The following is a 24,933-nucleotide window of genomic DNA, read 5'->3' as shown; positions in this document are numbered from 1 at the left end:
TGCTGTTTGAGGATGGCCACCATTTGCGATTCGGTGAATCGGTTTGCTTTCATTTCCCTTTTGTTTACCGTGAAAATTAAGATTTTTGCTCTATTTTTCACTGGCTCACTTTCAGGGGTTCAAGACAACTTCAAGTTTGATAGTCTAATACCCAAATTCCCAGTCTTCGCCTTTTTGAGTGGGGTGTATTTGCTGATGAAAAGCAACGAATGATTCTACGCCCCCAAACCAATCTAACACAGTATTGCGCTCAAGTAAGGTTGGTTTTGAACTGGTCATAGATGTCAGGGATGAGTAAGACCATAATTCTGCCTTTTGACAAAACCCATGATGTACAGGATTCGTGTGGATATAGGCAATTAACCGGGTGAAGTACGTATCGGAATCTACTTCCTTGCGCTTTAGTTTGTCAATAAACAGTGACCCACGTCTATTAAAACGTTTATTATAGGCCTTAGCGTAGCTGTTACATAAGTTGCTGAATTGCTGTACCACAAAGGAAGAATGGTTGAACGAAACGGGTTTGGCCTCCTCCGGTTTTATAGTTTGAAAACAATGTTCAATTTCGGCTTCATCAGCAATCTGAACCAAAAAGTGGAAGTGATTTGGCATTAAACAATACGTAAACGTTCTGGCAATGGGTTGGATATAAGCTGCATATTGCTTCAAAAAATAGATGTAATTATCGTGGCAACGAAATAGGTTTTCGTCACCAACAGCATGATTAAACAGGTGGTAGTAGCGACCAGGAAGTAGTGGGTCGTTGTACATGCAGGTAGCAGGTGATTAGTTGCGAAAAAACCTGTAAGTCGGGAGTCAGCTACAGTCAGTAAGACCTGCAAAAACCTGTAAGGTCTTAAAGACCTTGCAGGTTTGGTGCCTCAGGTTTGGGGCTCTTACAGGGCCGGCGTCCGCTCTTCCCAGACCTGCGCCACGTTGACAATCACCTCGGCGGCCTTTTCCATGTCCTGAACCGATACCCACTCCTGCCGTGAGTGAAAGGCGTGTTCGCCCGCAAAAATATTGGGGCAGGGTAGGCCCATAAACGACAATCGCGACCCATCGGTGCCGCCCCGAATGCTCCGACGCTCAGGGTTGAGCCCTGCCCGCCGGATGCCCTCCAGCGCATTATCGACCACGGCCGGGTAGTCGTCGAGTACCTCTTTCATATTGCGGTACTGCTCCGTTACGACCAGTTCGGCCGTTGAATGCGGGTACTGTTTGAGCACCGCATCGAGTTGGGCTTGCAGGTAGGCCTCTTTCTCGTGCAGACCCGCCACTGTAAAATCGCGAATGATGAAATCAAGCGTAGCCCGGTCCTGATTCCCTTCCAGATGGCCGGGGTGAATAAAGCCTTCTTTACCCTCGGTGGTCTCGGGCGAGAGGGTGTCTTTAGGCAGGCGGGCCAGTAAATCGGCAGCTATTTTGAGCGCGTTTTCGAGTTTGCCCTTCGCAAAACCGGGGTGGGTCGAAACGCCCTGAATCGTAATCCGAACCCCATCGGCCGAGAAGGTCTCATCTTCAAGCGTCCCCACCGATTCCCCGTCGATGGTATAGCCAAAATGGGCCCCCAGTTTGGCCATGTCTACTTTTTCGGTGCCCCGACCAACCTCCTCGTCGGGCGTAAACAGAATCCGGATGGTACCGTGCTGAATCTCGGGCGTGGTCATGAGTCGGTGCGCGGCTGTCATGATGGCAGCCACCCCCGCCTTGTTATCGGCTCCGAGCAGGGTAGTGCCACTGGCCGTAATAATATCGTTGCCTATCTGCCCGGCCAGGTCGGGGTGGTCGGCCAGCCGGATGACCTGGGTGGGGTCGTCGGGCAGCACCAGGTCACGGCCATCGTAGGCGGTATGGATTAGGGGCCTCACGTTGGCTCCTGTCACATCGGGCGAGGTATCGACGTGGGAGCAGAAGCAGATGACGGGGATATTAGGTTTAGGCGAGTTGGCCGGTATGGTCGCGTACACGTAGCCCCACGGGTCGAGCTCGGCATCGGTAATACCCATCTGGTGCAGTTCCTGCACGAGCAGGCGGCTCAGGTTTTTTTGTTTCTCGGTACTGGGGTTGGCCGTCGAGGTCGGGTCCGATTGGGTATCAATCTGTACATACCGGAAAAAGCGATCGGTAATGGTATCGGGCTGTTGCATCGTATCAAAAGGTAAAAAACAAAGATAGGTACGCGAACGGGGGCCTTGGGGGGCGGTATGTCTATTTTTCTTGTTACTTTTTGGGCGGTAAGGCGCATTAATGGGCAGAACGCGCCTTCAGAGAGTTATGCCAAATCAACCCAATGACCGTGAACTTGTGGATGCCATCCGTTCCCGTACCCCATCGAGGGTCGAGTGGGCGGTCAGGCAGTTGTATAGTTATAAAAAATTTGTGCAGGGATTTGTTAAAGCGGATAGCCAGGGGGAGCTTCTGGGCTCAGAATTTGCCAATGATGTCTTTCAGGAGGCCATTGTTACATTCCTGAAAAAGGTTTGGCATACAGACTACGAACCTGCGGAGGCTACCATTGGCACGTACCTTTATAGCATTTGCTGGAATCTGTACCTGAAAGAACGAAAACGAACGCTCAACCGGATGGCCCGCGATCAGGAGTACATAAACCGCGAAACCACGGAGCCACTTCAGGCCGACAGCCTGTTGTTTGAACAGGAGCAGCAGGACATTTCTGACCAAATTCTGGGGCAGCTGTCGCCGGCCGACCGGCAGCTGTTTCAATGGTATGATTTCGAAGGGAAAAGCCATCAGGAAATTGGCGAGTTGTTGCAGATAACGGCCCAGGCGGCCAAACAACGATATTACCGGGCGAAACTGGAGCTGGGCAGCCTGCTCAAAAAATATGAAGTTTACTACTGAGGTACTTGAACAGATAGAGCGATACCTCGCTAACCAATTGCCCGACACCGACCGCCGGGCTATCGAAGAACGTATGGAAAAGGAACCGGCGTTTCGTGAAACCGTGCAAAGCCTGCAACGAACGCAGCGATTTGCGCAAGAGGCCGAGTTGATTCGGATGGCGCGCGCCGTAATGACCCAGCTCGATGCCGAACCCATGCCTGAGCCGGTACCAGAGGGCGCTACGACTCCCTCCGGCCGTGGGGTGTTCTGGCGGTTGGCAATGGCCGCTATACTGCTGTTAGTGGGCGGAGTGTATCTGATTGTGAGCGAGGTAAGCCTGGCCAATGCCGATCTTAACGCGGGCGTCCATCGCGACGCTGTTCAGACGCCCCGCGACGAGCTGCGCCCTGCCGAACAACAAGCCCTCGACCAGTTTATCCGGGCCAATGCGTATTATACCGATGGCAACTTTGCTACGGCCGTTAGCCTGTACGAGAAGGCCGCTCGCGCGCCCATCAGCCCCTACCTGCGCGAAGCGATCTGGTGGAACCTGTCGCTCGCGTGCCTTAAACTGGGGGCTGTTGATAAGGCGCGCTGGTACTGGAGCCAGTATGAGGCCATTGAGCACCCCCGATTTCCTGGTACCCTGCTCGACCGAACCCGGATTAGAGTCCGGATTTTTTGGCGCGGTCTTTTCGACTGAGTAGCCGCCAGCCCGAAATACCGGCTGAACCGGCCAGTAATCCTATCAGCCATCCCGGTATCGAAGCCGACTCCGGCTCAAAAGGCGTATGCCCACCGTACAGTGCCACACCGGCCCACCAGTGCGGGTGCCCGCTGTACCGATTGGCGTCGGGTGAGGCCAGAAACTCAAGCCGTGCCTGTCGCCAGTTTTCCCGAATCGACTGTCCATTGTTTAGTTTCGGGAAGAAATGGCGGGCCAACAGCGCCTGCGCTTCATCGTTGACATTAAACCACGAGCACGTCACGCTTTGGGCACCCGCCCACGCCATAGCCCGCCCCAGGCTGTGTACGCCGTCGCCCGGTAACTGAACTCCTTTTTCGGTGGCGCAGGCCGACAGGGCCGCTAACCCTACCGACCGTAAATCGGCGTGTTGAAGTTCAGAGGGGTAAAGCAGGTAGTCGGTCTCTGCCGGGTGAAACACCAGTGCCGTTTCGCGGGGCCCCGGATAGGTATGGGTCGTAACCAGCAACAACCGGGTGTGTTGTGCATCTTCTAAAAAGCGTTGTTTGGAAGCCGCTTTGCCGAGCCAGCTTTGGCCGTCGGGGAGGGTGGCCTCTTCGGCAGAGGCCCGCAGCGACCTGAGCAAAAATCCGTTGGGCATCCGAAACGGGCTGCGGCCGGTATCGGCGGCAAACGGAGCAAAACTAAGGGCTTCGTGCCGGGTTTGCACCGGGTCAGGGGGGAGGAGCCGCCCCGACAGGTTAAACTGATACCCTACGTCAACGTCTTGAAGAAGCCAACGCCCCGCCTGGGTTTCGAGGGCCTCGAATGGTATTTGCCAGTTGGGGGGCGGTACCACAGTCAGGGCGGTAAGGTCGGGTAACTGAGCCCGAATTGGGGCCAGCAACAGCTTGTACACCGCCTGACCGGGGCGGTTGTCGTAACTGCCTACAATACCGGGGTTACGGCTCACCTCGGCCCGGTAACGGCTTAGGGCCTGATCCAGCCCGGCCGGGCTTACCGGCAATCGCCGAAACAAAGCGCCCCGTTTGTGTAGCGCAAGCACCAGCAACCCGGCCGGGGTTGGCGCGTAGCATAGCAACGCTTCGCCTGGTTGCAGCACCGTCTGGTAATCGGTCATCGACAGTTGTGTTACCCTACTCAGTGCCTGCCGGTATTGCGGGTGCGTACGGTCGGTGCGTTGCTGCCATTCAATCAGGCTTTTCTCGGTTTGGTTTAACTCGGCTTCGGTGGCAGGGTTGCCCGTTTCGCGCACGAGCCGGAGCTGACTCAGTCGTTGACTCAGCCGACGCCATTCGGCCTGCATCGGGGCGGGCAAGTACTGCCGCATGAGCCGTTGCTCAAGCTGGGCATCGGCCAGCAGGCTGTTCTGAAATCGGTCGAAAAGGGCGAATGCTTTGCGGGTGTAAACATCGGTTTGGGTAGGCTGCTGCGCCAGTTCGTAGCAGAGCGATAACGCCGGTTCGAACAGCGGAGCGGCTTTGGCGGCCAGAAAAGCCTTTGATTCGGGCAACAAGGCACCCCGCCGGAGCGAGGCTACCAGGTCGATAGCCTGTTCGTAGGTGGTCAGAGCCTCGCGGGCGTTGGCGGCCCGTTCGGTTGGCGAGGGGGCCGGGGTACGGGCCAGGAAATCGGCCCGTGCCGTCAGGGCCGATACCAGGGAGCGTGGCAATACGGCCTGTTCGGGTGAGGTAGCCCGTGGCCCGTAGGCTTCGCGCACTGCGGCATCGAGGGCCTTGCGTACGGCCGCCGGGTTACGCTGTTGCTCGTACAGGCGGCTCATGCTCAGGTACGCATCGACCCGGAAGCCAGAGGGCATTGGAAAGTATTTGGCGCAGAACGTGAGCAGTTCGTTAAAGGCCGCTTCAGCGCGGGGTAGATTGCCCTGAGCCAGATATACCCCCGCCCGGTTTTGCCGAAGCCGACGCTCCACATCGGCATCCGTTTCGCCGGTTTGGCGCTGGTAGCGTTTGTAAGCCTGTTGGGCGCGTTGGAGGGTTTGCGCCCCCGCCGACGCCCGGCCTTGCTGCACCTGGGAGTCGGTAAGGTTGCAAAGAATAATAGCCTCAAACAAAGGTGTGCTGGCGTACAGAGTAGCCGCGCGGCTAAAGGCGGAGTCGGCACGGGCAAACTGCCCCAAGGCTGCATACGACTTGCCGAGTGAGTTGTAATGATTCCCCGACCCGTCGTCGGTTTTGTTTCGGGCTTTGTAGCGTCGGATGGCTTCCTCGTTGAGCGCAATGCTTTCGGTGAAGTTCATGGTTTCCTGCGCCAGATACGACCGCTCCAGGTAGTAGAGGTCGAGGTAGTGGTTAAAGGATTTGAGTGAGTCGTTGTGGGTTTTGATGAGGTAACTACACTGGTTGAAATAGTGCGTTGCCGAATCAAGTTGGGTTAACCCGATATGGACTATGGCAAAGCTATAGTCAATCATGAACCGACGCCGTACTGATTTTTCGCGGAAGGTATGGTAGTACTCATTGGCCCGCCGGAGGTAGGTAAGGGCTTCGGACACCTGCGTTAACTGGCTTTTCAGAATGCCAATATCTACACAGAGCAGAATGGAGTAGGCCGGTAGTTGTGCCTTATGACTAAGGTTGAGGGCCTGTTGGTAGAACCCAATGGCCCGGGTGTTGTCATGGGTACTTTCGGCTTTCTCTCCTTGCGCAATCAGCGCTTTTATCTGGCTGATAACTACCTGACGGGGTTGCGCCCAAACAGCCTGTACGCTTAGTATCAACCAAACAAGAATAGTACGTTTCATGAGTTGCCGGTAGGTAGGGTGGTAAGGAATATTGCCGCCTAAATTCATAAAAAAAAACCACTACCCCGACTGCCGGGATAGTGGTTTTTACTGAAGGGTTACTTAGTAGTCGTACCGGGGCCGGCTAGCCGTACTATCGGGCTTTGCGATTGGCGTTGGCCCGGTGGGGCGCACACGAACCTGATCCTCTGTTTGGGGTTGAGGCTGAGGAGCCACCTCACGGCAGGCACTCATTCCGAATGCCATGACAAACAAGACCTTGCATATGGGTTTCATCCATGCAAAGGTCCCGGTTGACTTCCTTAAATATAAATATTTAAATTATCAGTTACAAATCACTTTATTTTCACGTTTATTCATTGATAATCACTTTATTTTCAGCCAATTTTCAGTCCCACTATATTCTCACCCATATGACAAAAACGTTTACTGATGAAGGTGTTCATCGGGATGAAACGGTTGAAGAGCTTCTTCAACGCTACCTACCCGACGATACGGATTCAGCTTCATTTTTCGACCATCCTAACCGCAGAGAGGTGGTACTCGGTTTGCGGGCTTTTGTACTGGCACTACGGATAAGTCAGAAAACCATTTACTCCGATCTGGCCAGGGAACCCTATAAATCGTTGCTGTATATCAGCCATCAGGAACCTGACACCATCAGTACCACCAATTTGAGTTATCTGCTAAACCCCAACATTGAACAAAGTAGGTTGCGCCCCATTAAGTGGCTCAAGTTTCGGACTATAGCGCTGGTGCATTACCTGATAGCCAAATCGGGCGGGCGGTTATCGGTAAGTGAGCAGAACGGGCAGCTTGTTTTTCTGAATCAGAATCAGCCTATCGATACGCATGCGGGGAGACTTCGGAAAAAAGAAGGGCTGGGCCGCAAGCCCAGGCAGGTAGAAACAGAACCGTCGGGGGGCGGTAGCCCGGCCCCCACGCCGGGGCAACCGTGTTTTCTGGCGTTCTACTGGCGTCCACACCGTAAAAAGACTAAAGAGAAAGTAGGGTATGCTCTGGTACAACCATCGGCCGGGGCTAACTCGCTCGATGATTCGTGGGTGGAAACCGAAATCACGTACTGGTACAGCGACGGGGCGCATAAAACAGTAGTGACCGAAAGCAACCCATCGGACGGGCGTATGTTGTCGTTACGACTGGTAGACGCCCCCGGTCAGAAACGGACCGGTGTCTGGACACAGATTACCCTCGACTGGACGAGCGACAAGGCTCCGATCTATGTGGGCGCTTTTGCCAGTTTGAGTGGTAAGTTTAATCAGGCTCATCCGGCTGCGGGGCTCATGGTATGGTGGCGGCAGGCATCGGTCGAAGCGTGCGAAGACCTTATCCGGCAGTATATTCAGAACCCCGAAAGCATCCCCGACGATGTGTTTCATTTTTTGCTGGGGCAGCGGGTCGATGTGCCCGTTGATGGGGTTGTTGAATCGTTTGATGCATTACCTCGTGCCAAAAACGCCTGGTTACTGGCCGAGGTTGCCGATTCGTATCAAGGCTTTTTTGTGCATCCAATTACGGGGCATGTGACCTTGTTCTCCTGCAAAATCTCGCGGGCGGGCCGGGTCGATTGCCGGTACCCGACTCAGCATAAGCATCCCCGTTTGCAGGGCTTTGCAAGCCCCCTTAACCACGGTATTCGGGTCGATCTGGATTTTGACTACGAAAATGGAGCCTACCGGCTGCACTATTTTCTGGAGGGTGGCCTTACCGATAATCGCTACCTGCTGGGCGTGTACGCTGGTTTTGATCACAGCTTTACGCACCCCACGTCGGGGCGGGTTGTGTTGCAGAAACAAGCCGACCCAATCGTGGCCGACCTCGATCTGTTTACCTTTTGTCAAAGTTCTCAGTATCAGGAGGTAGGGCAGTACCTGAGTGGCCAGCAGGGGTTGGCAGCCGCCACCGACAGTCAGGCGGTGGAAGAACTCAAAAATATCACGCGGGCGCGCCCCCTGGCCCGGCTGGCGGGTACGTATGATTTGTACATGACCGAACGCCGAAACCCCAATGACTACCCGGAGATATTTCGGTATCGGCTGGAAATAAACCGGTCGGGGAAGGCCCTGTTGTCGGGGAATGGTCGCTCCGGAGAGGGGATCGCTGAGGTAAGCCGCGATCATTTGTTACGGATACAATTTGGCTTACCTACCAATCAGCTGCTGCAAGGCTCGTTGCTGGTATCCTTGTGCGATGATAAAGGGCATATCGAGCGTCACGATCAGATTCGGCACCTGTTTGGTATGGCTACACTCGTAGATCAGGACCGAGTTATGGCGATGGTGGCGGTGCTAAAGCCCTCTCCGCCGACAGATGAAGGTCTGGTTCCGATTGACCCCCTCCCGATTCGCTTTCACCGGCAAATGTCGGTAGAGCAGCAAAATCAAACCCGAGTAGGTTTCGATTCGTACGACAGGCAGTTGGCTGGTTTGCTTTCGACACTCGAAGGGGAGGCTTACCGGCTGATTCGGCTACCTAAAACGCCTAACCATCCGTTTCGACCCCGGCGGGTGCAAGATCGCCGGACAGCCTTTTTTGCTGCCTGTCATTTGGCAAAGTACTATGGTCAACAACGATTGGTTTCCGGCCACGAAGACGAAAAGATGGTGGATTTGCGTAACGATATAAAGAGTTACCTTTTCGAATCCTTTCGGCACGGATTCGCTACGCTTCGGTTTGGGGGCGCGTTGGTCAGAGAATTGGGAGCAAAAGGGTCAAGGCCGGAGCGATTAGTGCAGTTTTTAGCACAGCATGGCATTGATGACGTTTATTTGATAAAACTGAAAGGGGACTTCCGCGATCTGATTCGGGATCATGTACTTCTGGTTTCGGCCTACGACGATCCTACCGAGCTGGGCCATGCAGATCTGAACGATCTGGTGGAACGCTTGTGGGGTGATATGGATGAATATCGGGCATTGGTAAGTGCTTAAAACCAACGAGGTCGGAGGCTAATCGACAGGATTTCGATTAGCGCTTCCGACCTCAGGGGCATTTCTAAATGCATGTGGATATAGTCTCGGGCCTGACGTCAGGTACTTGTACTTGTGCCCAAGCATCTGTTAATACTTCCACTTCAGAGAAAAGTAACAGGCATATCAAAAAAAAGTAAGACGCTTTTGGGTGTCTCACTTTTTGGGTAGTATGTTATTATGGCCAGATTTTATCGATCCCCTCAAAGCAATTGCCTCATGGCGATTTTGGTAGCCTCCTGCTGCCGACGTTTCTGGAGCACAATGGGGGCCGACACCCGCTCTTTGCAATCGAAAATGCCACAACGTTCGCAGGCTTCATTGACAATCCGGTGCGAGAGGGCGGGGTCGCTCAGAAACTGCATCTTACTGCGCAGGGCGTCGTTGACCACAAAACACATTGAAACGCTCATGTTTTCCTGCTCGGTGGTTCGGTGGGGGTAGGCCACCGACACAATCAGGTACTGCTGCCGGGAGTCGGCGTAATCCGATCAAGTTGAAAGTGTAAACATTGTATTTCAGTATGTTATCGTAGATATAGTTATGTAACTAACCGGTAAATAAATGCATTTGTGCCTGTCTTGTACATAACTTTATATTTGTGGCGGACTAAACAACCCGCAGGCGGACTAAACAACCCGCAGGCGGACTAAACAACCCGCAGGCGGACTAAACAACCCGCAGGCGGACTAAACAACCACCTGTTATGTTAAATAAAGTTTTTTCTATTTGTGAAGTTAAACTTTTTTTTCAGTTTATTCTTCTGAGCGTAACTCTCATCTCCTGTAAACCTGAGTTAGAAACGGCCGACTTATTAGCTACAACTACTTCCGATGACCGCTATATTTCAATGAAGGAGGTGCATATGCGGGTTCCCGCTGGTGTTCCCACGGAAATATTTGGTCAAACGTTCGACCAATATATGGCTTGGTTTGATCAGAATATGATGGGGCAAAGCAAAGCTACTGCACGTATAGCAGGGCAGGATAGATCAGGTTGGGAGCTGTTGACGCAAGAGGAAATCATGCAGCTTATTATCAATGCATCCAGCAAATACCCTGATCTGAGTCGGCACCCTTTGCGAGCAAATGACTTGGCTCGCATACGCAAAGACTTTCCTGATATAAAGACTGAGCAGGATGTTGACAAAAATGGCCAGTTTATTTTTGACTATTACTCCGACTTAATTAAACTTGATATAGCCCCTGAGTTAGCCAAAAGAATGAAGGCTAAAAAAGGAGGGAAGATGGCCTCTAGTCTAAGCAGTAACCCGCTTGAAAACGCGTTGATTGCTTGGAATCCTACATCTGCACAGGCTGTAGATAATGCACGAACTATGATAGAAAGTATTATAGAATCTCCTTCTTTTTTTGGTGGCTCAGGTAATAACGATAATCATAATGCAAACGCGTTTAAACATGCGGCTTGGAATGCTTTGGGGGTTTGGTGGATTATTGAGTTTAGGGGTAATAAATGGGTAGCGTTAGACAAAATGAAAATGTTTGCTACTGCTCATGAAACGGTTTCTGTATGCGATGGTTGTCCAAGGTATGCTTTAGGTTATTTGTTCGATGATGGCTACACGATTACAGGTACAATTCCAACTAGTGATGATATTGCTGGTGACAGGACTGCTATGGACCTTCACAACAACATGGTAGGTCGTACCTTTATGTATAATGAAGTTCGAACAGGTTGGTTTGGCATTGTGACGTACAGGCCGGGATTCGATCGAATTCTAAATTACCTAAAAGAATACGCTTGTACATCAAATCGGAAGCATTATCGTAATGAAGTTCTCAATTACTATGGGAATGATTATGGCGCTTTGACTGACTGGAATTATTCGGCAGATTATCGCAGTACTTTTCTAGTTTCTCTTCCATTAAATAACAGAGACGGTTCCCGGAATGATAACCGGGTTGATGACGTACCCTGTCAATAATAACCAACATGAAAAACGTTGCGGTTTTCACAATTACGGCCTTGCTTTTGGTCGTGTCGGGTTGCATTTCCTCAATTGATCCGGTAGAAACGGAGGTGTTGATAGCAGACTTTAGCGTACCCATGCGTAAAGAGATCACATCAGCCGACCACCGAAATAATATGATTACGTACTGGTTACAGGGGACTATCAGTGAGCCGGTTACTGTCCGGGTTCGGTATAAAAACCCAACAGCCGGGAATGCGGCTGGTATTTTCACAGAGGAAATTCCCAAAGGAACGTATGCGGGTAATGACCTGCCGAGTAAAAGACAAAGCGACTATTATGGGCGTAATGAAGAGTTGATTATTGAAGTTACAGCCCCAAAGTCAACGGTTGGTCAGCTCCGAATTAGGTTTTCGGTTCAATAGACCCTTTTTCTGCATAAAGATAGAAGCCCGCAAGGGGTCTCATGTAAAAGCCTGTTCAAGCACATGAGGCCCCTTGCGGGCTTCTATCTTTACAGCAACTGGCTCATGGCGGCTTTAGTGGCCTCCTGTTGTCGGCGTTTCTGGAGCACAATGGGGGCCGAGACCCGCTCTTTGCAGTCGAAAATGCCACAACGTTCGCAGGCTTCGTTCACGATTCGGTGCGAGAGGGCGGGGTCGCTCAGAAACTGCATTTTGCTCCGCAGGGCGTCGTTGACCACAAAACACATTGAAACGCTCATGTTTTCCTGCTCGGTGGTTCGGTGGGGGTAGGCAACCGACACAATCAGGTACTGCTGCCGGGAGTCGGCGTAGGTTGAAAGCTGGGCCCGGCACACGGCCCCGCTGAACTGTTTGTGGCGTTGCAGAAACGAAAGCTCCTGCAAAATGGTCAGCGCAATCCAGCGCCGACAGTAGTGCTCATCGACCATGCCGCGCGGGCCCTGCGTGCGTGAGAGGTGCATCTCTTTGGTGAGGTGGAAAATATTCTCCCCCGCCGTGTTGTTGAACCGGTAGAAAAACAATTGGTCGATGCCGAAGTATTTGGGCAGTACGTTGCTGAGCCGGTAAAAAAAACGCTCCGGGGTTGAGCCGCACTCCCCAATCAGGGCCAGGAAATCGTCGTTGCTCCAGGTTGGGCGGGCAAACAGCTCGCTCAGCCGCGCAATGAGCTGCTCGCGCCGAATCAGAATGGCCCCGGCGAAGTATGAAGCCTTATAATTGTTAAGAACCTGCTCAAACGACTCGGCTTCGACAAAAGCATAGGCGTAGGGCCGAACTTTGAGGTTGAGGTACTGAAACCCAACCTCGCGGGCAAGCACGTAGGCCCGCTGACCGGGGGCCATGTGGCGGTTGAGGTGCAGCACCCGACTTTCGGGCCGGTACACCGACCGCAGCGTGGCCAAATCGGGCTGGGTATCGGGGTCGAAGGGCTGAATCGTGACGTTGTACCGCGTTTTGAGCAGGTTAGTCAGCAGGCCTTCGGTTACGGGGGCATTGGCTGGAGCAAACTCGGCCAGAAACCGGTCGGCATCGGCCTCAATGTCCTCAAAATGGTTGTCGTGTAGTTCCTGATACGACCGGAGCATGGTCATGTACAGCCGCTCAACCGACATGTTGTAGCTGAGGGCAATGTCCATAAACGTCCGAATCATAGCACTCACCTTGGCGGGGGCTTCGGCGAGCAACTCCAGCAAATCGGCCGGGTCGATGCCGAACAGTTCGAGCGGGATTTCGGTCAGAAACTTGGAGCGAAGCAGGTCCGAGATGGGTTCGAGCTTTTTGCTCAGTTTCAGCGATACCAGTGTATCGTAATCCACGTTCATGGCCGTGGCCAGGGCCGAAATTTTATCCGCTTTGGGGTATTTGCGGCCTTTTTCGATTTCGGAGATGTACGAAACAGCCATGCCCGAAGCCTGTGCCAGCTCGCTCACCGACAAGCCTCTGTCGATACGAAGCTGACGCAGTTTGAGGCCAAACAAAAGACGGATGTGATCGGAGGGGAGTGACAAGGCTCGTGCGAGTTGATGAACGGGTATACGCTAAACTAAAAATCGAGGTGACAGTTTGTCCAGCCATCGTCGAAGCGGGTGCCAAACTGCTGGTAGAACCCAATGGCGGGTTTGTTCCAGTCAAGTACCTGCCACATCATGCCGGTGCAGTTGGTTTGGCGGGCCGTCACGATGGTCTCGTCGAGGAGGAGTTTGCCGATGCCCATACCCCGGTAATCTTCGGTCACGATGATGTCTTCCAGGTACAGGCGCTTGCCTTTCCAGGTCGAGTAACGGTAGTAGTACAGGGCAATGCCGACTATCTGGTTTTTTTCGTCGTCTTCGGCAACCAGAAAACCAAATGAAGGGTTGGGGCCGAAGCCGTCCTGCAGCATTTGCTCGGGGGTATTGGTTACCTGATCGGCCGCTTTTTCGTAGACGGCCAACTCCATCACTAAATCAAACACCTGCGGAATGTCGGCCGCAACGCCGGGGCGAATCTGAATCATGGTTGGTAGGGGGTAGGGATTAGTAACAAATTAGTAAGTATTTAGGGCGCCAGACTACTCGGTTTCGATTCGTTCGGCAATCAAATAATCTTCGGGCCGATGATGATTTTGGCGGATGAGCAGCTCGCCCACAAACCCCGCCAGAAACAGCTGAACCCCCAGAATAATAGCCACTAAAGCAAAGAAGAACAGAGGGTTGTCGGTAACGTTACGGAACCGGAGCCCCTGCGAAATATTGTACAGTTTGAGCCCGATGAGGTAAAAGGCCAACACCGTACCGATAAAAAACGACAGTGTACCGAAGCCCCCAAAAAAGTGCATGGGCCGCTTGCTGAACCGGTGCATGAACGCAATGACGAGCAAGTCGAGGAAGCCGTTGATAAACCGGTCGAGCCCGAACTTGGTGCTACCGTATTTGCGGGCCTGATGCTGCACCACTTTTTCGCCAATGCGCCCAAACCCGTTCCATTTGGCCACAATGGGTAAGTTACGGTGCATCTCGCCGTAAAGATCAAACGATTTGACCACGGCCTGCCGGTAGGCTTTCAGCCCACAATTGAAGTCGTGTAACTCCACGCCCGATACCCAGCGCGATACGCCGTTGAAAAGCTTGGTGGGCAGGGTTTTGGTGATGGGGTCGTACCGCTTTTTCTTCCAGCCCGATACCAGATCGTACCCATCCTGGGTAATCATGCGGTACAGATCCGGAATTTCGTCGGGGCTGTCTTGCAGGTCGGCATCCATCGTAATCACCACCTTACCCCGGCTGGCCTTGAAGCCCACCTGGAGGGCGGCTGTTTTGCCGTAGTTGCGGCCAAACCGAACCCCGCGTACATGGACGGGGTTGCGCGCGGCCAACTGTTCGATTACCGACCACGACCGGTCGGTGGAACCGTCGTCGATAAACAGGATTTCGTACGTATAGCGATGCTCCGTCACCACCCGAACGATCCAGTCGTGCAGTTCGGGCAGCGACTCATCTTCGTTATAGAGGGGGATCAGAACGGTTAATTGCAAGTCAGACATAGAACACAAAGTTCTTAAAAAATAAGGTAAAACGGGCTTAGAAGTTGGCGGAAGGGGCGGGTGTACGTTTCTCGGCCGGGGTTGGCGGGGTCGGATTCGTACACCGTCAGGGTGTCGGTGTGTAGGGAGGTGGGGTTTCGGCGGTAGCCCGTAATGTGCCGAAACGGGGCCTTGCGGGCGTTATGGCGCAGGCTCAACCGGCTGAATGGCCACAAGTTGGCTTGCTGCGCGAGGGTTTCGAGCTGCCCGGCCTCATAGGGGGGCAACAACACCCACCACTCGCCTTCGGGATGCAACAACCGGTTGGCGGCCGCTACAAGATCGGTAAACGGCAGGGTTTCGGTATGGAGGGCCCGGTTGGTGGCCGCATCGGGCGAGCGGAGATGATTCGTAAAAAACGGGGGGTTGCTCAGAATAAGATCGTACTGGTAGCCGGGCCGAAAGTCCTGAATGGCGGTTTGATGTACCCGGACGCGGTTGGCAAAGGGGCTGGCGGCCACGTTGTCGGTGGCCTGCCCGAAGGCGTCGGGGTCGAGCTCCACAGCGTCGATGCGGTGGGCGGTGGGGTAATTCTGGGCGGCCATCAGAGCCAGTAATCCGGTGCCGGTGCCAATATCGAGCAGGGTGGGGGCCGGTTGTACGTGCGTGGTGCCGGGGTGCGTGTAGGCCCCCAGCACACAGGCGTCGGTACAAACCTTCATGGCGGTCTGGTGCTGCTGAATGGTAAACTGTTTGAATCGAAACAAAACGGATACGAGCGGTGAATGAAGGACGGTTAGGCCTGTTTGTCAGTACTGGACATTAGACGTTGGACCTCCCTCTATAAAGGTAGTAAGTCTAACGTCCGGTGTCTGAAGTCCGAATGGCCAGTACTGAAAGGCCGGTTGTCAGATAAATATAAACCGAATACAAAAATACTACACTAAACCTGATTGTTGGTGTTTGGGTAAGTAATTGATAGTCAGATTTAACTAGTTGATTAGTAGGATATAAAGGGTAGTTTATATATGAAAGAACTTGCTTTGTTAATGTGGATTTAATGTAACTTAGGGCTTATTAATAACCTACTCTTCCTATCAGTCGATGAATAGAACCATTACGTCAGTCATCCGGTGCTGGATTGTATGCGTAAGCTGTCTATTGGCACTTTGCAGTACCGCCCTGGCTGCCGATCCGCCCAAAACGCTATCGGCAGCTATTGAAACAAGCCCTACCTCGCCCACAATCGACGGACCCAGCACTTTGTCGCTCTGTGTGGGTGGCACCGAGCGGGGAATCGAATTCAGTTGCCCGGTCAACACAACGGCATCGTACAGTGGACCGCAGAGCCGCACGGCATCGGGGTCCAACGGATTTCTGGTGATCTACAACGTGAATCCGGGCGTAGAAAGTTACACCTTTACCTGCACCAACGCAGCTCAGGAGAGCAGCTCAACCGAGTTTACGATTTATGGCATCGATGCCCCCAGCGATCCGGTTGTGGTGAGTAATCCGGCCAGCGGAACGGTGGAGGTAAATGCCAGCTTTTCGCTGACGGCCACCTGTCCAACGGGTTCAACGGCGGTTTGGGCGGACGACCCGGATGCGGGCTCCATCCGAACAGTAGTGGCCCCGTCCAGTCCGCAGGATGTGTGGTACTACGTAGCCTGCCAGTCGTCTGGAGGGGGATGCAGGAGTAGTGAGGTTGAAGTGACTATCCAGGTGTTACCGGCCCCTATTCGGCCTACGGTAAGCCCTGCCCCGAACCTGACTGCCTGTTTGGGTACCCCGTTGAGTATAACGGCAAGTTGCCCCACGGCTTTTGTTCCGCAAATAACCCCGGCCGGTGGGTCGGCTCTGCTACAAAGTACCTACGGGGTTGATGGGTCGGTAGCGGGGGTATTCTCCTACACGGTGGATTGTGTGCCGGATGGAACAGCGCGTCTTGCTGGCTTGCTGATCGAATCCGTAGCTGGCACCCTGTTGATCGAAGCGCAGCCCAAAGCCCCCACGGTAACGGGTAATCCGGCCTCGTTTACCACGACCGATGGAACATCAGTAACTCTCACGGCGAGTTGTATTATGGGTACCCCTGAGTGGACCGACGGTACCAAGGGGAGTGTATTGATTAGCCCCTCGGCTTCGGGATTCTACAACTACAGCGCTATTTGCGTGTCGGATGCGGGTTGCCGTAGTACCGAAACCCCTGTTACTGCGACAATCAACCTGCCTGAGAACCCTTTCCCCACGGTCGATTTGGCCTTGCCTAAAGTGGACGTGAGCCGCCGGACGCCCGCGCCCGGTGAGCGGGTGCGCTACGTGACCCACGTGCTGAACGAAGACAGCACCCCGGCTACCAACATCCACATTGCGGTGCAACTGCCCGCTGGGTCGGGCTACACGACCGACAATAGCCCCACTACCGACCCGGCCTCGACCACCTGGACCATGACACCCACTACGCCCGGCACCACCTTTGATGCGGGCACCGGTCGGGTAATGCTACACGTGGATGGGTTGGCTCCGGGCGAGCGTCGGTTGCTGTATTTCTATGCCACGGTTCCGCCTACGCCAACTACCAGCACGGCATCGAACGCCAACAAGTATTATACGTACTGGGAGATTGTGTCAGCCGATAACAACGATCCCGATAGCCCGCACGGAAATGGTTTCTGCAACGGCGAAGACGACACACAGAGCATCGATACCCGTATCAATGTGCCTACCAATGCCGGAGCCGATGTGGAGCTGTTCGGGAATATGAGTGTGAGCAACACAACGCCCGCGCAAAACGAAGTCGTTACCATTCGGGTTGGGATCAAGAATAACCTCGGTCCGCAGGTGGCTACCAACGTAATTGCCCGCGCTACGTTGCCGGTGGGCCTGTCGTACGTGAGCAGCAGCACGCCCGGCGTAAACTACAACACCGAAAGCCGTGAGCTGACGTTTACAGCGGGTAGTATTGCCGCCAACGCTACGGCTCAGTTTGTGTTTACAGCCTCGGTAACGGCTCCCGAAAACACGGCTTTGCGGATGCAGGCCGAAATTAAAAGCGCCGATCAGTTCGACCATGATTCGGTGTTCGACAATGCGATCTGTAACAACTACGACGACGATACCGACGAGATTCGCCTGACGGTACGGGGTGTGTTGGCCCCGCCAACGGAAAACCCGCCGGTCACGCCGGGCAGCCCGCTTACGTTGCTGACTCCGCTGTACGACTGCGCAACCGGTCAGATCACCTTCCGTACGAGTGGGGGCAGCGGTTCGCCTATCACATTCACGGCCATTGGCGTGCAACGGTCGTCGGCTACGAGCCCCACAGGTGTTATCGAAGCCGGTGTTCGGCTCGACCCCAACAGTTCGGGCATTGTTACTATCGGGGCCTCGCAGGATGGCCAGATGGCCCAGCCGCTGTCGTTCAATTTCCGTCAGTTCTGCACGCAAAACCCCGATCCGGTAAGCCCACCGTCGAGCACAACTACAGCACCGCCTTCGGGTACGGGCGTGGCACCCACCAGCCTGACCCTGCTGGCTCCGCTGTATAACTGTGCTACGCGTCAGGTAACGTTCCAGACGGCCGGGGGCTCAGGCTCGCCCTTGTTGTACTCTATTGTGTTCGTAACGGTGCCCTCGGGTAACCCAGTGCAGTTTATTGATGCCGCCATTGTAAACGATCCGAACAACTCGACGGTGATTCTGCGGGTGCAGCAAGACGGCGTTACGCTCAACCGGACGTTCGATTTCCGGGCGTTCTGCTCGGGCACACCACCGGTCAATGGCGCACCTGTGCCGCCAGCCGTGGGCCCGCAGTCGGCTACGGTAGGCGTTCCGTTTACGTTTGTGGTGCCTGCCTTTACTGATCCCAACGCCGATGTACTCACGTACACGGCTACGGGCTTACCGGCCAACGGCCTGTCGTTTAATGCAGGCTCGCGCACTATTTCGGGAACACCGAGCCAAAGCGGAGTTCTTGGCCTGACCGTGTCGGCTACCGATCCGGGCAACCTGTCGTCGTCGGTGAGTTTCGCTATTCTGATTAGCGGCACGGCCACTACGCCTGTTAGCCCCACACAACCGGCACCGCTGGCGCTTGTTGCGCCTACCTACAACTGCTCGACGGGGGCATTTACCTTCAATACCACGGGCGGTACCGGGCAGCCGGTTGAGTTCCGGGCGGTGGGTATCACCGACTGGTCGACGGTGGCTGGGCCTTACACGGTGCGGCCTTTTTCCGATGCACAGCCATTTGCTCTTCAGGCTCGTTACGTGGGGAATCCGGCCAGTGAGGTAAGCTACAGCTGGGATTTCAAAGCGGTGTGCAGCGGTGGAGCACCCGGTCGTCTGGCCAATGCCGAAGCGTCTGCTGCGCTGGACGTGACCGTGATGGGCAACCCGACCTCGGCCGATGTCGTGCAGGTTGTGGTACGCGGGGCCGCTGGCGGTTCGCTGCGGTTGCGCGTGGCCGACGCTACGGGTCAGCTGGTGAGCGATCAACTGGTTGAGCAGGCTGGGGCTACCGAAACCCGCCGGGTGCAGTTGGGCCGTTCGGTCGGGATGTATTTCCTACAGGTGAGTACGCCCAACGGACAGAAAACAGTGAAGGTGGTTCGGCAGTAAAAACCGGGCATCGACTACCTATAAGACGAAGGGCCTCGCCAATGGCGAGGCCCTTCGTCTGTTTAAAAGTTGCCGTAGTCGACCTGAAAGCAGGGGAGACCCAAATCGCGACGCCAGAGGGCTACCACCTGATCGCGGTCGTCGAGGATTACTTCAACGAAATAGCGACCCCGGATGTGGGCGTCGAACAGTTCGCGTTTTACGATGGCGTCTTTGCGCATATCGTTCTGTTTGCGCATAAACAGCTGATAATCGGTGCCTTCGCGCCAGCCCATGTGTCGCCAAAGCCAGTTGATTGTTTCGGGACGGGCGAGGCTGTCGCGGCCCGACATAAAAATGATGGCGTACCCGGCCTCGTGCATGGCCCGCACCACGTTCAGCACGGGCGGGTTGGGCTTGTCGCGGCCCACTTTGAGCCAGTCGAAGGGCGAGCGGTCATGAATTTTGGCGACTGTTCCGTCAATATCAACCAGAATACACTTAGGCAGATTGCTGCTCTGAACGGTGGGTACCGGCACCGGGTTTGCTTTGGGGAAGATGAGCCGTTGCCCCACGTCGAACTGCTTCCGAAACTGTTTCAGGCGCTCAGACTGCTCCCGAATAGCGGTTTCGCCCACGGAGTCGGGTCGGTTGGCATCGCGCCGAATGGCTTCATCGAGCGGTACCTCCAGCAGCCGGAACGTGACTTCAATTTCGCGGCTTTCCACCCGTTTCAGCAACTCATGAATATACCGGGCGCGCAGGTGCGTGTTGTCCATAACCACATTCCAGCCTCCATCGAGCGCCGAGTGGAGGGCGGTTTGTTCGAGGTCCGACACCAGCCGTTCAATGCGATTTTTACGCTTTTCGTCCCACTTCCAGTATTCCCCCAGCGAAACCGGCAGTACGCTTCGGCGCAGCTCGTCGCGGTTCAGGCGCAGGTAGTTGGGTTTATCCTGCACAAACTGCCGGGCAAACGTCGATTTCCCACTGCCGCTGATACCGATCAGAATAAGGAGGTGTTGCATGGAGGTGAAATTTAGGAGTTTTCAGTTTACGGTCTCCAGTTTTCAGTGAGCTGACGCAAGCATAAACCGTAAACTGAAAACAGTAGACTGAAAACTGAAAACTTTACATCCATTAAATGCCAACGTTCGACTGGTTGAGGTAGTCTTCCCACTCGTCGATGTCGGTGAGGGGTTCCAGAAGCGTGTGAGTCAGGCCGTTTTGGGTGATTTCGGCGAGGGTTTGTTCGAGCAATTGGGGCTCGCTCCAGGGTTTGTTCTGGAACAAAAACGGGTGCAACCGATTCATGCCCAACAGGTAATACCCACCATCGGTAGCCGGGCCGATGACTACGTCGGTGGTGTCGAGTGCGCGAAAAGCCTGTTTCAGGTGATCAGGCTGAATAGTGAGGCAATCGCTACCAATAATTACGGCCCGTTTGGCCCCGGCGGCAAACTGTTCGGCGAAGGCATTGTGCATACGCTCGCCCAGATCCTGACCGGTTTGTAGCCGTTTGTGGTACCCCATCCAACCGTCGGCCGAGTTAATAAAGTCGCCGTAGTAAACCAGTCGTTTCCAGGGCAGCATTCGGCTAATCTGTTGGGTATGGGCAAGCAAATGGCGGTACACAGCCGTAGCACGCTCGTTGCCTACGGTACGGGCAATTCGGGTTTTCACGGTTCCCGGAACCGGATTTTTCACGAAGATGATCAGGGAGAAATCCTGCATAAGGTGGTTTACGTCGTAACTTTGCGGGCCAGTCAGGTCAAATACTTACTTGCCGGGCCCGGTTGCGACGACAAAGGTCGGCAACCAACCGCCGATGAAGCAATAAATCTGACGCTAAACTGCCGACTATCGACTATAAGACTATGTCAAAAGAAATTGTTTACACCGATCAGGCCCCGGCCCCGATTGGTCCGTATAGCCAGGCTGTACAGGCAGGTGGCTTTTTGTTTGTATCGGGTCAGATTGCTGCCGATCTGGCTCCGGCGGGCGATATTCAGGCCGAAACGCGCAAGGTAATGGAAAATATCGGCGCGATCCTGAAAACAGCCGGTAAAGACTACAGCCACGTGGTGAAAGCCACCATTTTTGTCAAAGACCTGAACAACTTTGGCCTCATCAACGAGGTGTACGGCTCCTTTTTCACGGGCGAGTACCCCGCCCGCGAAACCGTAGAGGTAGCGCGGCTGCCCAAAGATGTGAATGTCGAAATTTCAGTTATAGCGATTTAACAAATTGAGTGAATGAGTGAATGAGTGATTGAGCGAAAAGGGCTGAGTTAGCCTTCGCTCAATCACTCATTCACTCATTCACTCAATCATTTTCTATGTCCAATCCCGTTCGCGTTCGTTTCGCGCCCAGCCCCACCGGTCCACTACACATTGGCGGGGTGCGCACCGCTTTATACAATTACCTGTTTGCCCGCAAAATGGGCGGCAAAATGCTTCTGCGCATTGAAGACACCGACCAGAATCGGTTTGTGCCGGGCGCCGAAGATTACATTATCGAAGCCCTCAAGTGGGTGGGTATCCAGATCGACGAGGGGCAAAGTGTAGGTGGCCCTGATGCGCCCTACCGGCAGTCGGAGCGGAAAGAAATTTACCAGAAAGAGGCTTTCCGACTTGTCGACGAGGGAAAAGCCTACTACGCTTTTGATACCCCCGAGGAACTTGACGCCATGCGGCAGCGGCTCGAAGAAGCCAACGCCCCCGCGGCTCAGTACAACGCCATCACGCGGTTGCAGATGAAAAACTCGCTCACGCTGCCTGCCGCTGACGTGAAGGCACGTATCGACGCGGGCGACCCCTACGTGATTCGGCTCAAAACGCCCCGCAAAGAAGAAGTCCGGCTCAACGACCTGATTCGGGGCTGGGTCAACGTGCATTCGTCGGCCATTGATGACAAAGTTCTGCTCAAGTCCGACGGTCTGCCGACGTACCACCTCGCCAACGTGGTCGACGATCACCTGATGGGCATCACCCACGTCATTCGGGGCGAAGAGTGGCTGCCCTCGGCTCCGTTGCACGTGCTGCTGTACCGCTACCTCGGTTGGGAAAGCACCATGCCGCAGTTTGCGCACTTGCCTCTTCTGCTCAAGCCTGAAGGCAACGGTAAGCTAAGCAAGCGCGATGCTGATTTGGGTGGTTTTCCGGTGTTCCCACTCGAGTGGACCGACCCCTTCACGGGTACGGTAGCGCGGGGCTTCCGCGAAGATGGCTACTTGCCACAGGCACTGGTCAACTTCCTGGCGTTTCTGGGCTGGAACCCCGGCACTGAGCAGGAACTGTTCACGATGGACGAACTGATCGAAGCGTTTTCGATTGAGAACATCCACAAAGGCGGTGCCCGCTTCGACGTGGAGAAAGCCAAATGGTTCAACCATCAGTACATCCGGCAGCAGACCGACGCCAGTTTGGCTCCGGTGGTGCAGCAAGCGGCCGAAGGGGCTGGTTTCCCGTGTACGCTCGAAAAGGCAACCAAAATCACGGCTCTGCTGAAAGAGCGCGTCAACTTTGCGCACGAGATTTTCCCCGAAGCCCGCACCATTTTCTATTCGCCCGATAGCTACGACGAAGCCGTGCGGGCGGCTAAATGGAATGCCGATGCTCAGGGGGCTGCTACCGCATTTCGGGATGCCCTGAATACCTACGAAGGCGAGTTTATGGCCGACGCCATCAAGCATCTGCTGGCTGAGACACTGCAACAGGCCGGCATCAAGCAGGGGAAAGTGATGCAGGCCATGCGCCTGGCCCTGACGGGTACGGGGGCTGGCCCCGACCTGATGCTGACCATGGAAATCATTGGTCGGGAGGAGACGCTTATCCGGCTGAACCGGGCCCTGGAGCGCCTGAATTAACCATTTACACAACAGAAGTTGTCCGGCGTTTCGAAATCGGGTAGGTTTGAAACGTCGGACATTTTTTTGAACGGGCCACCCGCTTACCCCGGCCCTAAACTTTGAACCGGTCTGGGTGTTAATTCACCAGAAAGACAAACGGTGATCAACATGGCAAAGAAGAAATCAAACCTCGACGAAAACGAAAAACCCCGGGTCCACAAAGACCTCGAAGGATTCGATATTCAGATTAACTCGTTCGGCGAAATCACGACGAGCTACGATATTGACAAGATCAACCAGTTTCTGAACAAGACCGTCGACGACAAGAAGCTCCGGCACCGCGACGACCTGAAGGCGCTGCGGGGTGAAGAGGAGCCCAAAGCAGCCGAAGAGGAAGAAGATGAGGATGACTTTGATGAAGAGGCATTCTTCAAGGAGCAGGACGACGAAAAATGATTTCCGTAGGTCGGCGCAGCAGTCGACTATTGTATCTTAAACACTTAACAGTAAACGTTCAACCATGTACTCACACGAAATCGATTACAAAATCATTGGCGAAGACATTCAGATCGTAGAAATCGAGCTGGACCCAAACGAAACCGTTATTGCCGAAGCAGGCTCTATGCTGTTTATGGAAGACGGCATTCAGTTTGAAACCAAAATGGGCGACGGCTCGCAGCCTACGCAGGGCCTCATGGGCAAGCTGTTGCAGGCAGGCTCGCGGCTCATCACGGGCGAGTCGTTGTTTATGACGCATTTTACCAACCGGGCGGGCATCAAGCGCAAGCTGGCGTTTGCGGCACCGTACCCCGGTACCGTAATGCCCATTAACCTGGCCAATATTTACGGTAATTCACTCATTGTACAAAAAGATGGTTTCCTGTGCGCGGCAATGGGTACGCGCATGAGCATCCATTTCAATCAGCGGCTGGGCTCGGGTTTCTTCGGGGGCGAGGGCTTCATTATGCAAAAGTTGCAGGGCGACGGCATGGCGTTTGTACACGCGGGCGGGGTTGTGATTGAGCGGCAGCTGAACAACGAAACCCTACGCGTTGATACGGGCTGTGTGGTGGCTTTTGAGCCGCAGGTACATTTTGATATTCAGCGGTCGGGTGGTCTGAAAAGCATGATTTTCGGGGGTGAAGGGCTGTTTCTGGCTACGCTGAGTGGCACGGGTCGGGTCTGGATCCAGTCGATGCCGATTTCGAAGCTGGTGCAGCGTCTGGCGCCGTACAGTGGTCAGTCGCATAAAGAAAGTGGCTCCGTACTGGGTAACCTCGGCGGGTTGCTGGATTAGTGCCCGAATCATGATTCGCCGGATTTTTATGACTTCATCAATTTTCGGACGAATGCATTCTGCTAACTTCGTGTTCTACACGAAAATACCGACAACAGACGGGCCTTCCTACAGGCCAGGTGTTTGTAATCAGGAGCATTAAGGTTTAGAGAATGGAAGTCATTTGCATTAACGATAAATTTCCGGCCCCGGTGCTGGCTTTTTATGCGGAGTTTGGTGTTCAAACGCCCAAGCAGGATCAGTTGTACACCATCCGGATGGTGAAGCGCCATACCCACGGCGAAACGGGGGTGCTGCTCAATGAAATTCAGAACCCCGAGGTGCCTGTGAAGCACCCGGTGCTGGGTGAGGTCTGGTTTGAGCCAACGTTTAATATCAACCGGTTTGCTACGCTCATGGGGCAGCCCGTGAAAGAGGAAGCTCTGGAAGAGGTAAATACCTGATGGCTAACCTTCCCGAAACGA

21 protein-coding genes are annotated in these 24,933 nt (G+C 54.3%); 11 read left to right on the top strand and 10 right to left on the bottom strand.

The genetic code is table 11. The annotated features are described in order from the left end of the window. Positions 1-144 precede the first annotated feature (144 nt). Together F5984_RS11890 and pepT are read right to left on the bottom strand one after the other, a co-directional pair. Complete coding sequence (locus tag F5984_RS11890) at positions 145-771, bottom strand: hypothetical protein (RefSeq protein ID WP_152124451.1); 627 nt, start codon at positions 769-771, stop codon at positions 145-147. A 125-nt stretch (positions 772-896) separates the two neighbouring features. Next, on the bottom strand, positions 897-2,150 hold the full coding sequence (gene pepT, locus F5984_RS11885; protein WP_152124450.1) for a peptidase T: 1,254 nt from the start codon (positions 2,148-2,150) through the stop codon (positions 897-899). Positions 2,151-2,277: 127 nt separating this feature from the next. On the opposite strand from pepT, the gene F5984_RS11880 reads away from it, so the two are divergent. After that, positions 2,278-2,865, top strand: coding sequence for an RNA polymerase sigma factor (locus tag F5984_RS11880; protein WP_185155488.1), 588 nt, complete (start codon positions 2,278-2,280; stop codon positions 2,863-2,865). Next, positions 2,849-3,550: an anti-sigma factor gene (locus tag F5984_RS11875; protein ID WP_152124448.1), complete on the top strand. Its 702-nt coding sequence runs from the start codon at positions 2,849-2,851 to the stop codon at positions 3,548-3,550. Before F5984_RS11880 ends, F5984_RS11875 begins: the two co-directional genes overlap by 17 nt. On the opposite strand, the gene F5984_RS11870 is transcribed toward F5984_RS11875, so the two are convergent. Then, entirely contained in the window at positions 3,513-6,317 is a 2,805-nt protein-coding gene (locus F5984_RS11870) for a CHAT domain-containing protein (protein ID WP_185155487.1), read from the bottom strand. The genes F5984_RS11875 and F5984_RS11870 overlap by 38 nt on opposite strands. Before the next feature lie 413 nt (positions 6,318-6,730). Here F5984_RS11870 and F5984_RS11865 point away from each other — a divergent pair, with 413 nt between their 5' ends. After that, positions 6,731-9,268 (top strand): hypothetical protein, encoded by a 2,538-nt coding sequence (locus F5984_RS11865; RefSeq protein WP_152124446.1) that lies wholly within the window; start codon positions 6,731-6,733, stop codon positions 9,266-9,268. Positions 9,269-9,510: 242 nt separating this feature from the next. Here F5984_RS11865 and F5984_RS11860 read toward each other — a convergent pair whose 3' ends face one another. Next, the gene (locus F5984_RS11860) at positions 9,511-9,720 is read right to left on the bottom strand and encodes a hypothetical protein (RefSeq protein ID WP_185155486.1); all 210 of its coding nucleotides are present in this window, start codon (positions 9,718-9,720) and stop codon (positions 9,511-9,513) included. A gap of 293 nt (positions 9,721-10,013) precedes the next feature. Here F5984_RS11860 and F5984_RS11855 point away from each other — a divergent pair, with 293 nt between their 5' ends. Together F5984_RS11855 and F5984_RS11850 are read left to right on the top strand one after the other, a co-directional pair. After that, the gene (locus F5984_RS11855) at positions 10,014-11,252 is read left to right on the top strand and encodes a DUF6973 domain-containing protein (RefSeq protein WP_152124445.1); all 1,239 of its coding nucleotides are present in this window, start codon (positions 10,014-10,016) and stop codon (positions 11,250-11,252) included. Between the two features lie 8 nt (positions 11,253-11,260). Continuing rightward, on the top strand, positions 11,261-11,662 hold the full coding sequence (locus F5984_RS11850) for a hypothetical protein (RefSeq protein ID WP_152124444.1): 402 nt from the start codon (positions 11,261-11,263) through the stop codon (positions 11,660-11,662). A gap of 89 nt (positions 11,663-11,751) precedes the next feature. Here F5984_RS11850 and F5984_RS11845 read toward each other — a convergent pair whose 3' ends face one another. The 4 genes from F5984_RS11845 to F5984_RS11830 are packed head-to-tail and all read right to left on the bottom strand — an operon-like array spanning position 11,752 to position 15,490. Further along, positions 11,752-13,230: a helix-turn-helix domain-containing protein gene (locus F5984_RS11845; RefSeq protein ID WP_152124443.1), complete on the bottom strand. Its 1,479-nt coding sequence runs from the start codon at positions 13,228-13,230 to the stop codon at positions 11,752-11,754. A gap of 35 nt (positions 13,231-13,265) precedes the next feature. Next, a complete protein-coding gene (locus F5984_RS11840; RefSeq protein ID WP_152124442.1) occupies positions 13,266-13,718 on the bottom strand; it encodes a GNAT family N-acetyltransferase in 453 nt (150 codons plus the stop codon). A gap of 54 nt (positions 13,719-13,772) precedes the next feature. Next, positions 13,773-14,744 carry a glycosyltransferase family 2 protein gene (locus F5984_RS11835; protein WP_152124441.1) on the bottom strand — a complete coding sequence of 324 codons (972 nt, stop codon included), beginning with the start codon at positions 14,742-14,744 and terminating at the stop codon, positions 13,773-13,775. Between the two features lie 14 nt (positions 14,745-14,758). Then, the gene (locus F5984_RS11830; protein ID WP_152124440.1) at positions 14,759-15,490 is read right to left on the bottom strand and encodes a tRNA1(Val) (adenine(37)-N6)-methyltransferase; all 732 of its coding nucleotides are present in this window, start codon (positions 15,488-15,490) and stop codon (positions 14,759-14,761) included. A 337-nt stretch (positions 15,491-15,827) separates the two neighbouring features. On the opposite strand from F5984_RS11830, the gene F5984_RS11825 reads away from it, so the two are divergent. After that, positions 15,828-19,343 carry a putative Ig domain-containing protein gene (locus F5984_RS11825; RefSeq protein WP_152124439.1) on the top strand — a complete coding sequence of 1,172 codons (3,516 nt, stop codon included), beginning with the start codon at positions 15,828-15,830 and terminating at the stop codon, positions 19,341-19,343. A 62-nt stretch (positions 19,344-19,405) separates the two neighbouring features. On the opposite strand, the gene F5984_RS11820 is transcribed toward F5984_RS11825, so the two are convergent. Beyond that, complete coding sequence (locus F5984_RS11820) at positions 19,406-20,350, bottom strand: phosphatase domain-containing protein (RefSeq protein ID WP_152124438.1); 945 nt, start codon at positions 20,348-20,350, stop codon at positions 19,406-19,408. 112 nt (positions 20,351-20,462) lie between these two features. Continuing rightward, a complete protein-coding gene (locus F5984_RS11815; protein WP_152124437.1) occupies positions 20,463-21,056 on the bottom strand; it encodes a TIGR04282 family arsenosugar biosynthesis glycosyltransferase in 594 nt (197 codons plus the stop codon). Between the two features lie 143 nt (positions 21,057-21,199). On the opposite strand from F5984_RS11815, the gene F5984_RS11810 reads away from it, so the two are divergent. From F5984_RS11810 to F5984_RS11790, 5 genes are all read left to right on the top strand, one after another. After that, positions 21,200-21,565 carry a Rid family detoxifying hydrolase gene (locus tag F5984_RS11810; RefSeq protein WP_152124436.1) on the top strand — a complete coding sequence of 122 codons (366 nt, stop codon included), beginning with the start codon at positions 21,200-21,202 and terminating at the stop codon, positions 21,563-21,565. 95 nt (positions 21,566-21,660) lie between these two features. After that, on the top strand, positions 21,661-23,190 hold the full coding sequence (gltX, locus tag F5984_RS11805) for a glutamate--tRNA ligase (RefSeq protein ID WP_152124435.1): 1,530 nt from the start codon (positions 21,661-21,663) through the stop codon (positions 23,188-23,190). A 150-nt stretch (positions 23,191-23,340) separates the two neighbouring features. Next, the gene (locus tag F5984_RS11800) at positions 23,341-23,628 is read left to right on the top strand and encodes a hypothetical protein (protein ID WP_152124434.1); all 288 of its coding nucleotides are present in this window, start codon (positions 23,341-23,343) and stop codon (positions 23,626-23,628) included. A 64-nt stretch (positions 23,629-23,692) separates the two neighbouring features. Continuing rightward, positions 23,693-24,469 (top strand): TIGR00266 family protein, encoded by a 777-nt coding sequence (locus F5984_RS11795; protein WP_152124433.1) that lies wholly within the window; start codon positions 23,693-23,695, stop codon positions 24,467-24,469. 152 nt (positions 24,470-24,621) lie between these two features. Then, the gene (locus tag F5984_RS11790; RefSeq protein WP_019990088.1) at positions 24,622-24,912 is read left to right on the top strand and encodes a hypothetical protein; all 291 of its coding nucleotides are present in this window, start codon (positions 24,622-24,624) and stop codon (positions 24,910-24,912) included. Positions 24,913-24,933: the final 21 nt, after the last annotated feature.

The sequence above is a fragment of the Rudanella paleaurantiibacter genome, assembly GCF_009184635.1.
In the GTDB taxonomy this organism is placed as follows: domain Bacteria; phylum Bacteroidota; class Bacteroidia; order Cytophagales; family Spirosomataceae; genus Rudanella; species Rudanella paleaurantiibacter.
This window is presented reverse-complemented; position numbering and strand designations above follow the sequence as displayed.

Excerpts from the sequence above, each read along its gene's own strand:
- F5984_RS11840 (WP_152124442.1), bottom strand. The coding sequence starts at position 13,718 with ATGATTCAGATTCGCCCCGGCGTTGCGGCCGACATTCCGCAGGTGTTT.
- F5984_RS11865 (WP_152124446.1), top strand. The coding sequence starts at position 6,731 with ATGACAAAAACGTTTACTGATGAAGGTGTTCATCGGGATGAAACGGTT.
- gltX (WP_152124435.1), top strand. The coding sequence starts at position 21,661 with ATGTCCAATCCCGTTCGCGTTCGTTTCGCGCCCAGCCCCACCGGTCCA.
- F5984_RS11870 (WP_185155487.1), bottom strand. The coding sequence starts at position 6,317 with ATGAAACGTACTATTCTTGTTTGGTTGATACTAAGCGTACAGGCTGTT.
- F5984_RS11855 (WP_152124445.1), top strand. The coding sequence starts at position 10,014 with ATGTTAAATAAAGTTTTTTCTATTTGTGAAGTTAAACTTTTTTTTCAG.
- F5984_RS11850 (WP_152124444.1), top strand. The coding sequence starts at position 11,261 with ATGAAAAACGTTGCGGTTTTCACAATTACGGCCTTGCTTTTGGTCGTG.
- F5984_RS11810 (WP_152124436.1), top strand. The coding sequence starts at position 21,200 with ATGTCAAAAGAAATTGTTTACACCGATCAGGCCCCGGCCCCGATTGGT.
- F5984_RS11800 (WP_152124434.1), top strand. The coding sequence starts at position 23,341 with ATGGCAAAGAAGAAATCAAACCTCGACGAAAACGAAAAACCCCGGGTC.
- F5984_RS11820 (WP_152124438.1), bottom strand. The coding sequence starts at position 20,350 with ATGCAACACCTCCTTATTCTGATCGGTATCAGCGGCAGTGGGAAATCG.
- F5984_RS11835 (WP_152124441.1), bottom strand. The coding sequence starts at position 14,744 with ATGTCTGACTTGCAATTAACCGTTCTGATCCCCCTCTATAACGAAGAT.
- F5984_RS11875 (WP_152124448.1), top strand. The coding sequence starts at position 2,849 with ATGAAGTTTACTACTGAGGTACTTGAACAGATAGAGCGATACCTCGCT.
- F5984_RS11790 (WP_019990088.1), top strand. The coding sequence starts at position 24,622 with ATGGAAGTCATTTGCATTAACGATAAATTTCCGGCCCCGGTGCTGGCT.
- F5984_RS11860 (WP_185155486.1), bottom strand. The coding sequence starts at position 9,720 with ATGAGCGTTTCAATGTGTTTTGTGGTCAACGACGCCCTGCGCAGTAAG.
- F5984_RS11795 (WP_152124433.1), top strand. The coding sequence starts at position 23,693 with ATGTACTCACACGAAATCGATTACAAAATCATTGGCGAAGACATTCAG.
- F5984_RS11880 (WP_185155488.1), top strand. The coding sequence starts at position 2,278 with ATGCCAAATCAACCCAATGACCGTGAACTTGTGGATGCCATCCGTTCC.
- F5984_RS11890 (WP_152124451.1), bottom strand. The coding sequence starts at position 771 with ATGTACAACGACCCACTACTTCCTGGTCGCTACTACCACCTGTTTAAT.
- F5984_RS11815 (WP_152124437.1), bottom strand. The coding sequence starts at position 21,056 with ATGCAGGATTTCTCCCTGATCATCTTCGTGAAAAATCCGGTTCCGGGA.
- F5984_RS11825 (WP_152124439.1), top strand. The coding sequence starts at position 15,828 with ATGAATAGAACCATTACGTCAGTCATCCGGTGCTGGATTGTATGCGTA.
- pepT (WP_152124450.1), bottom strand. The coding sequence starts at position 2,150 with ATGCAACAGCCCGATACCATTACCGATCGCTTTTTCCGGTATGTACAG.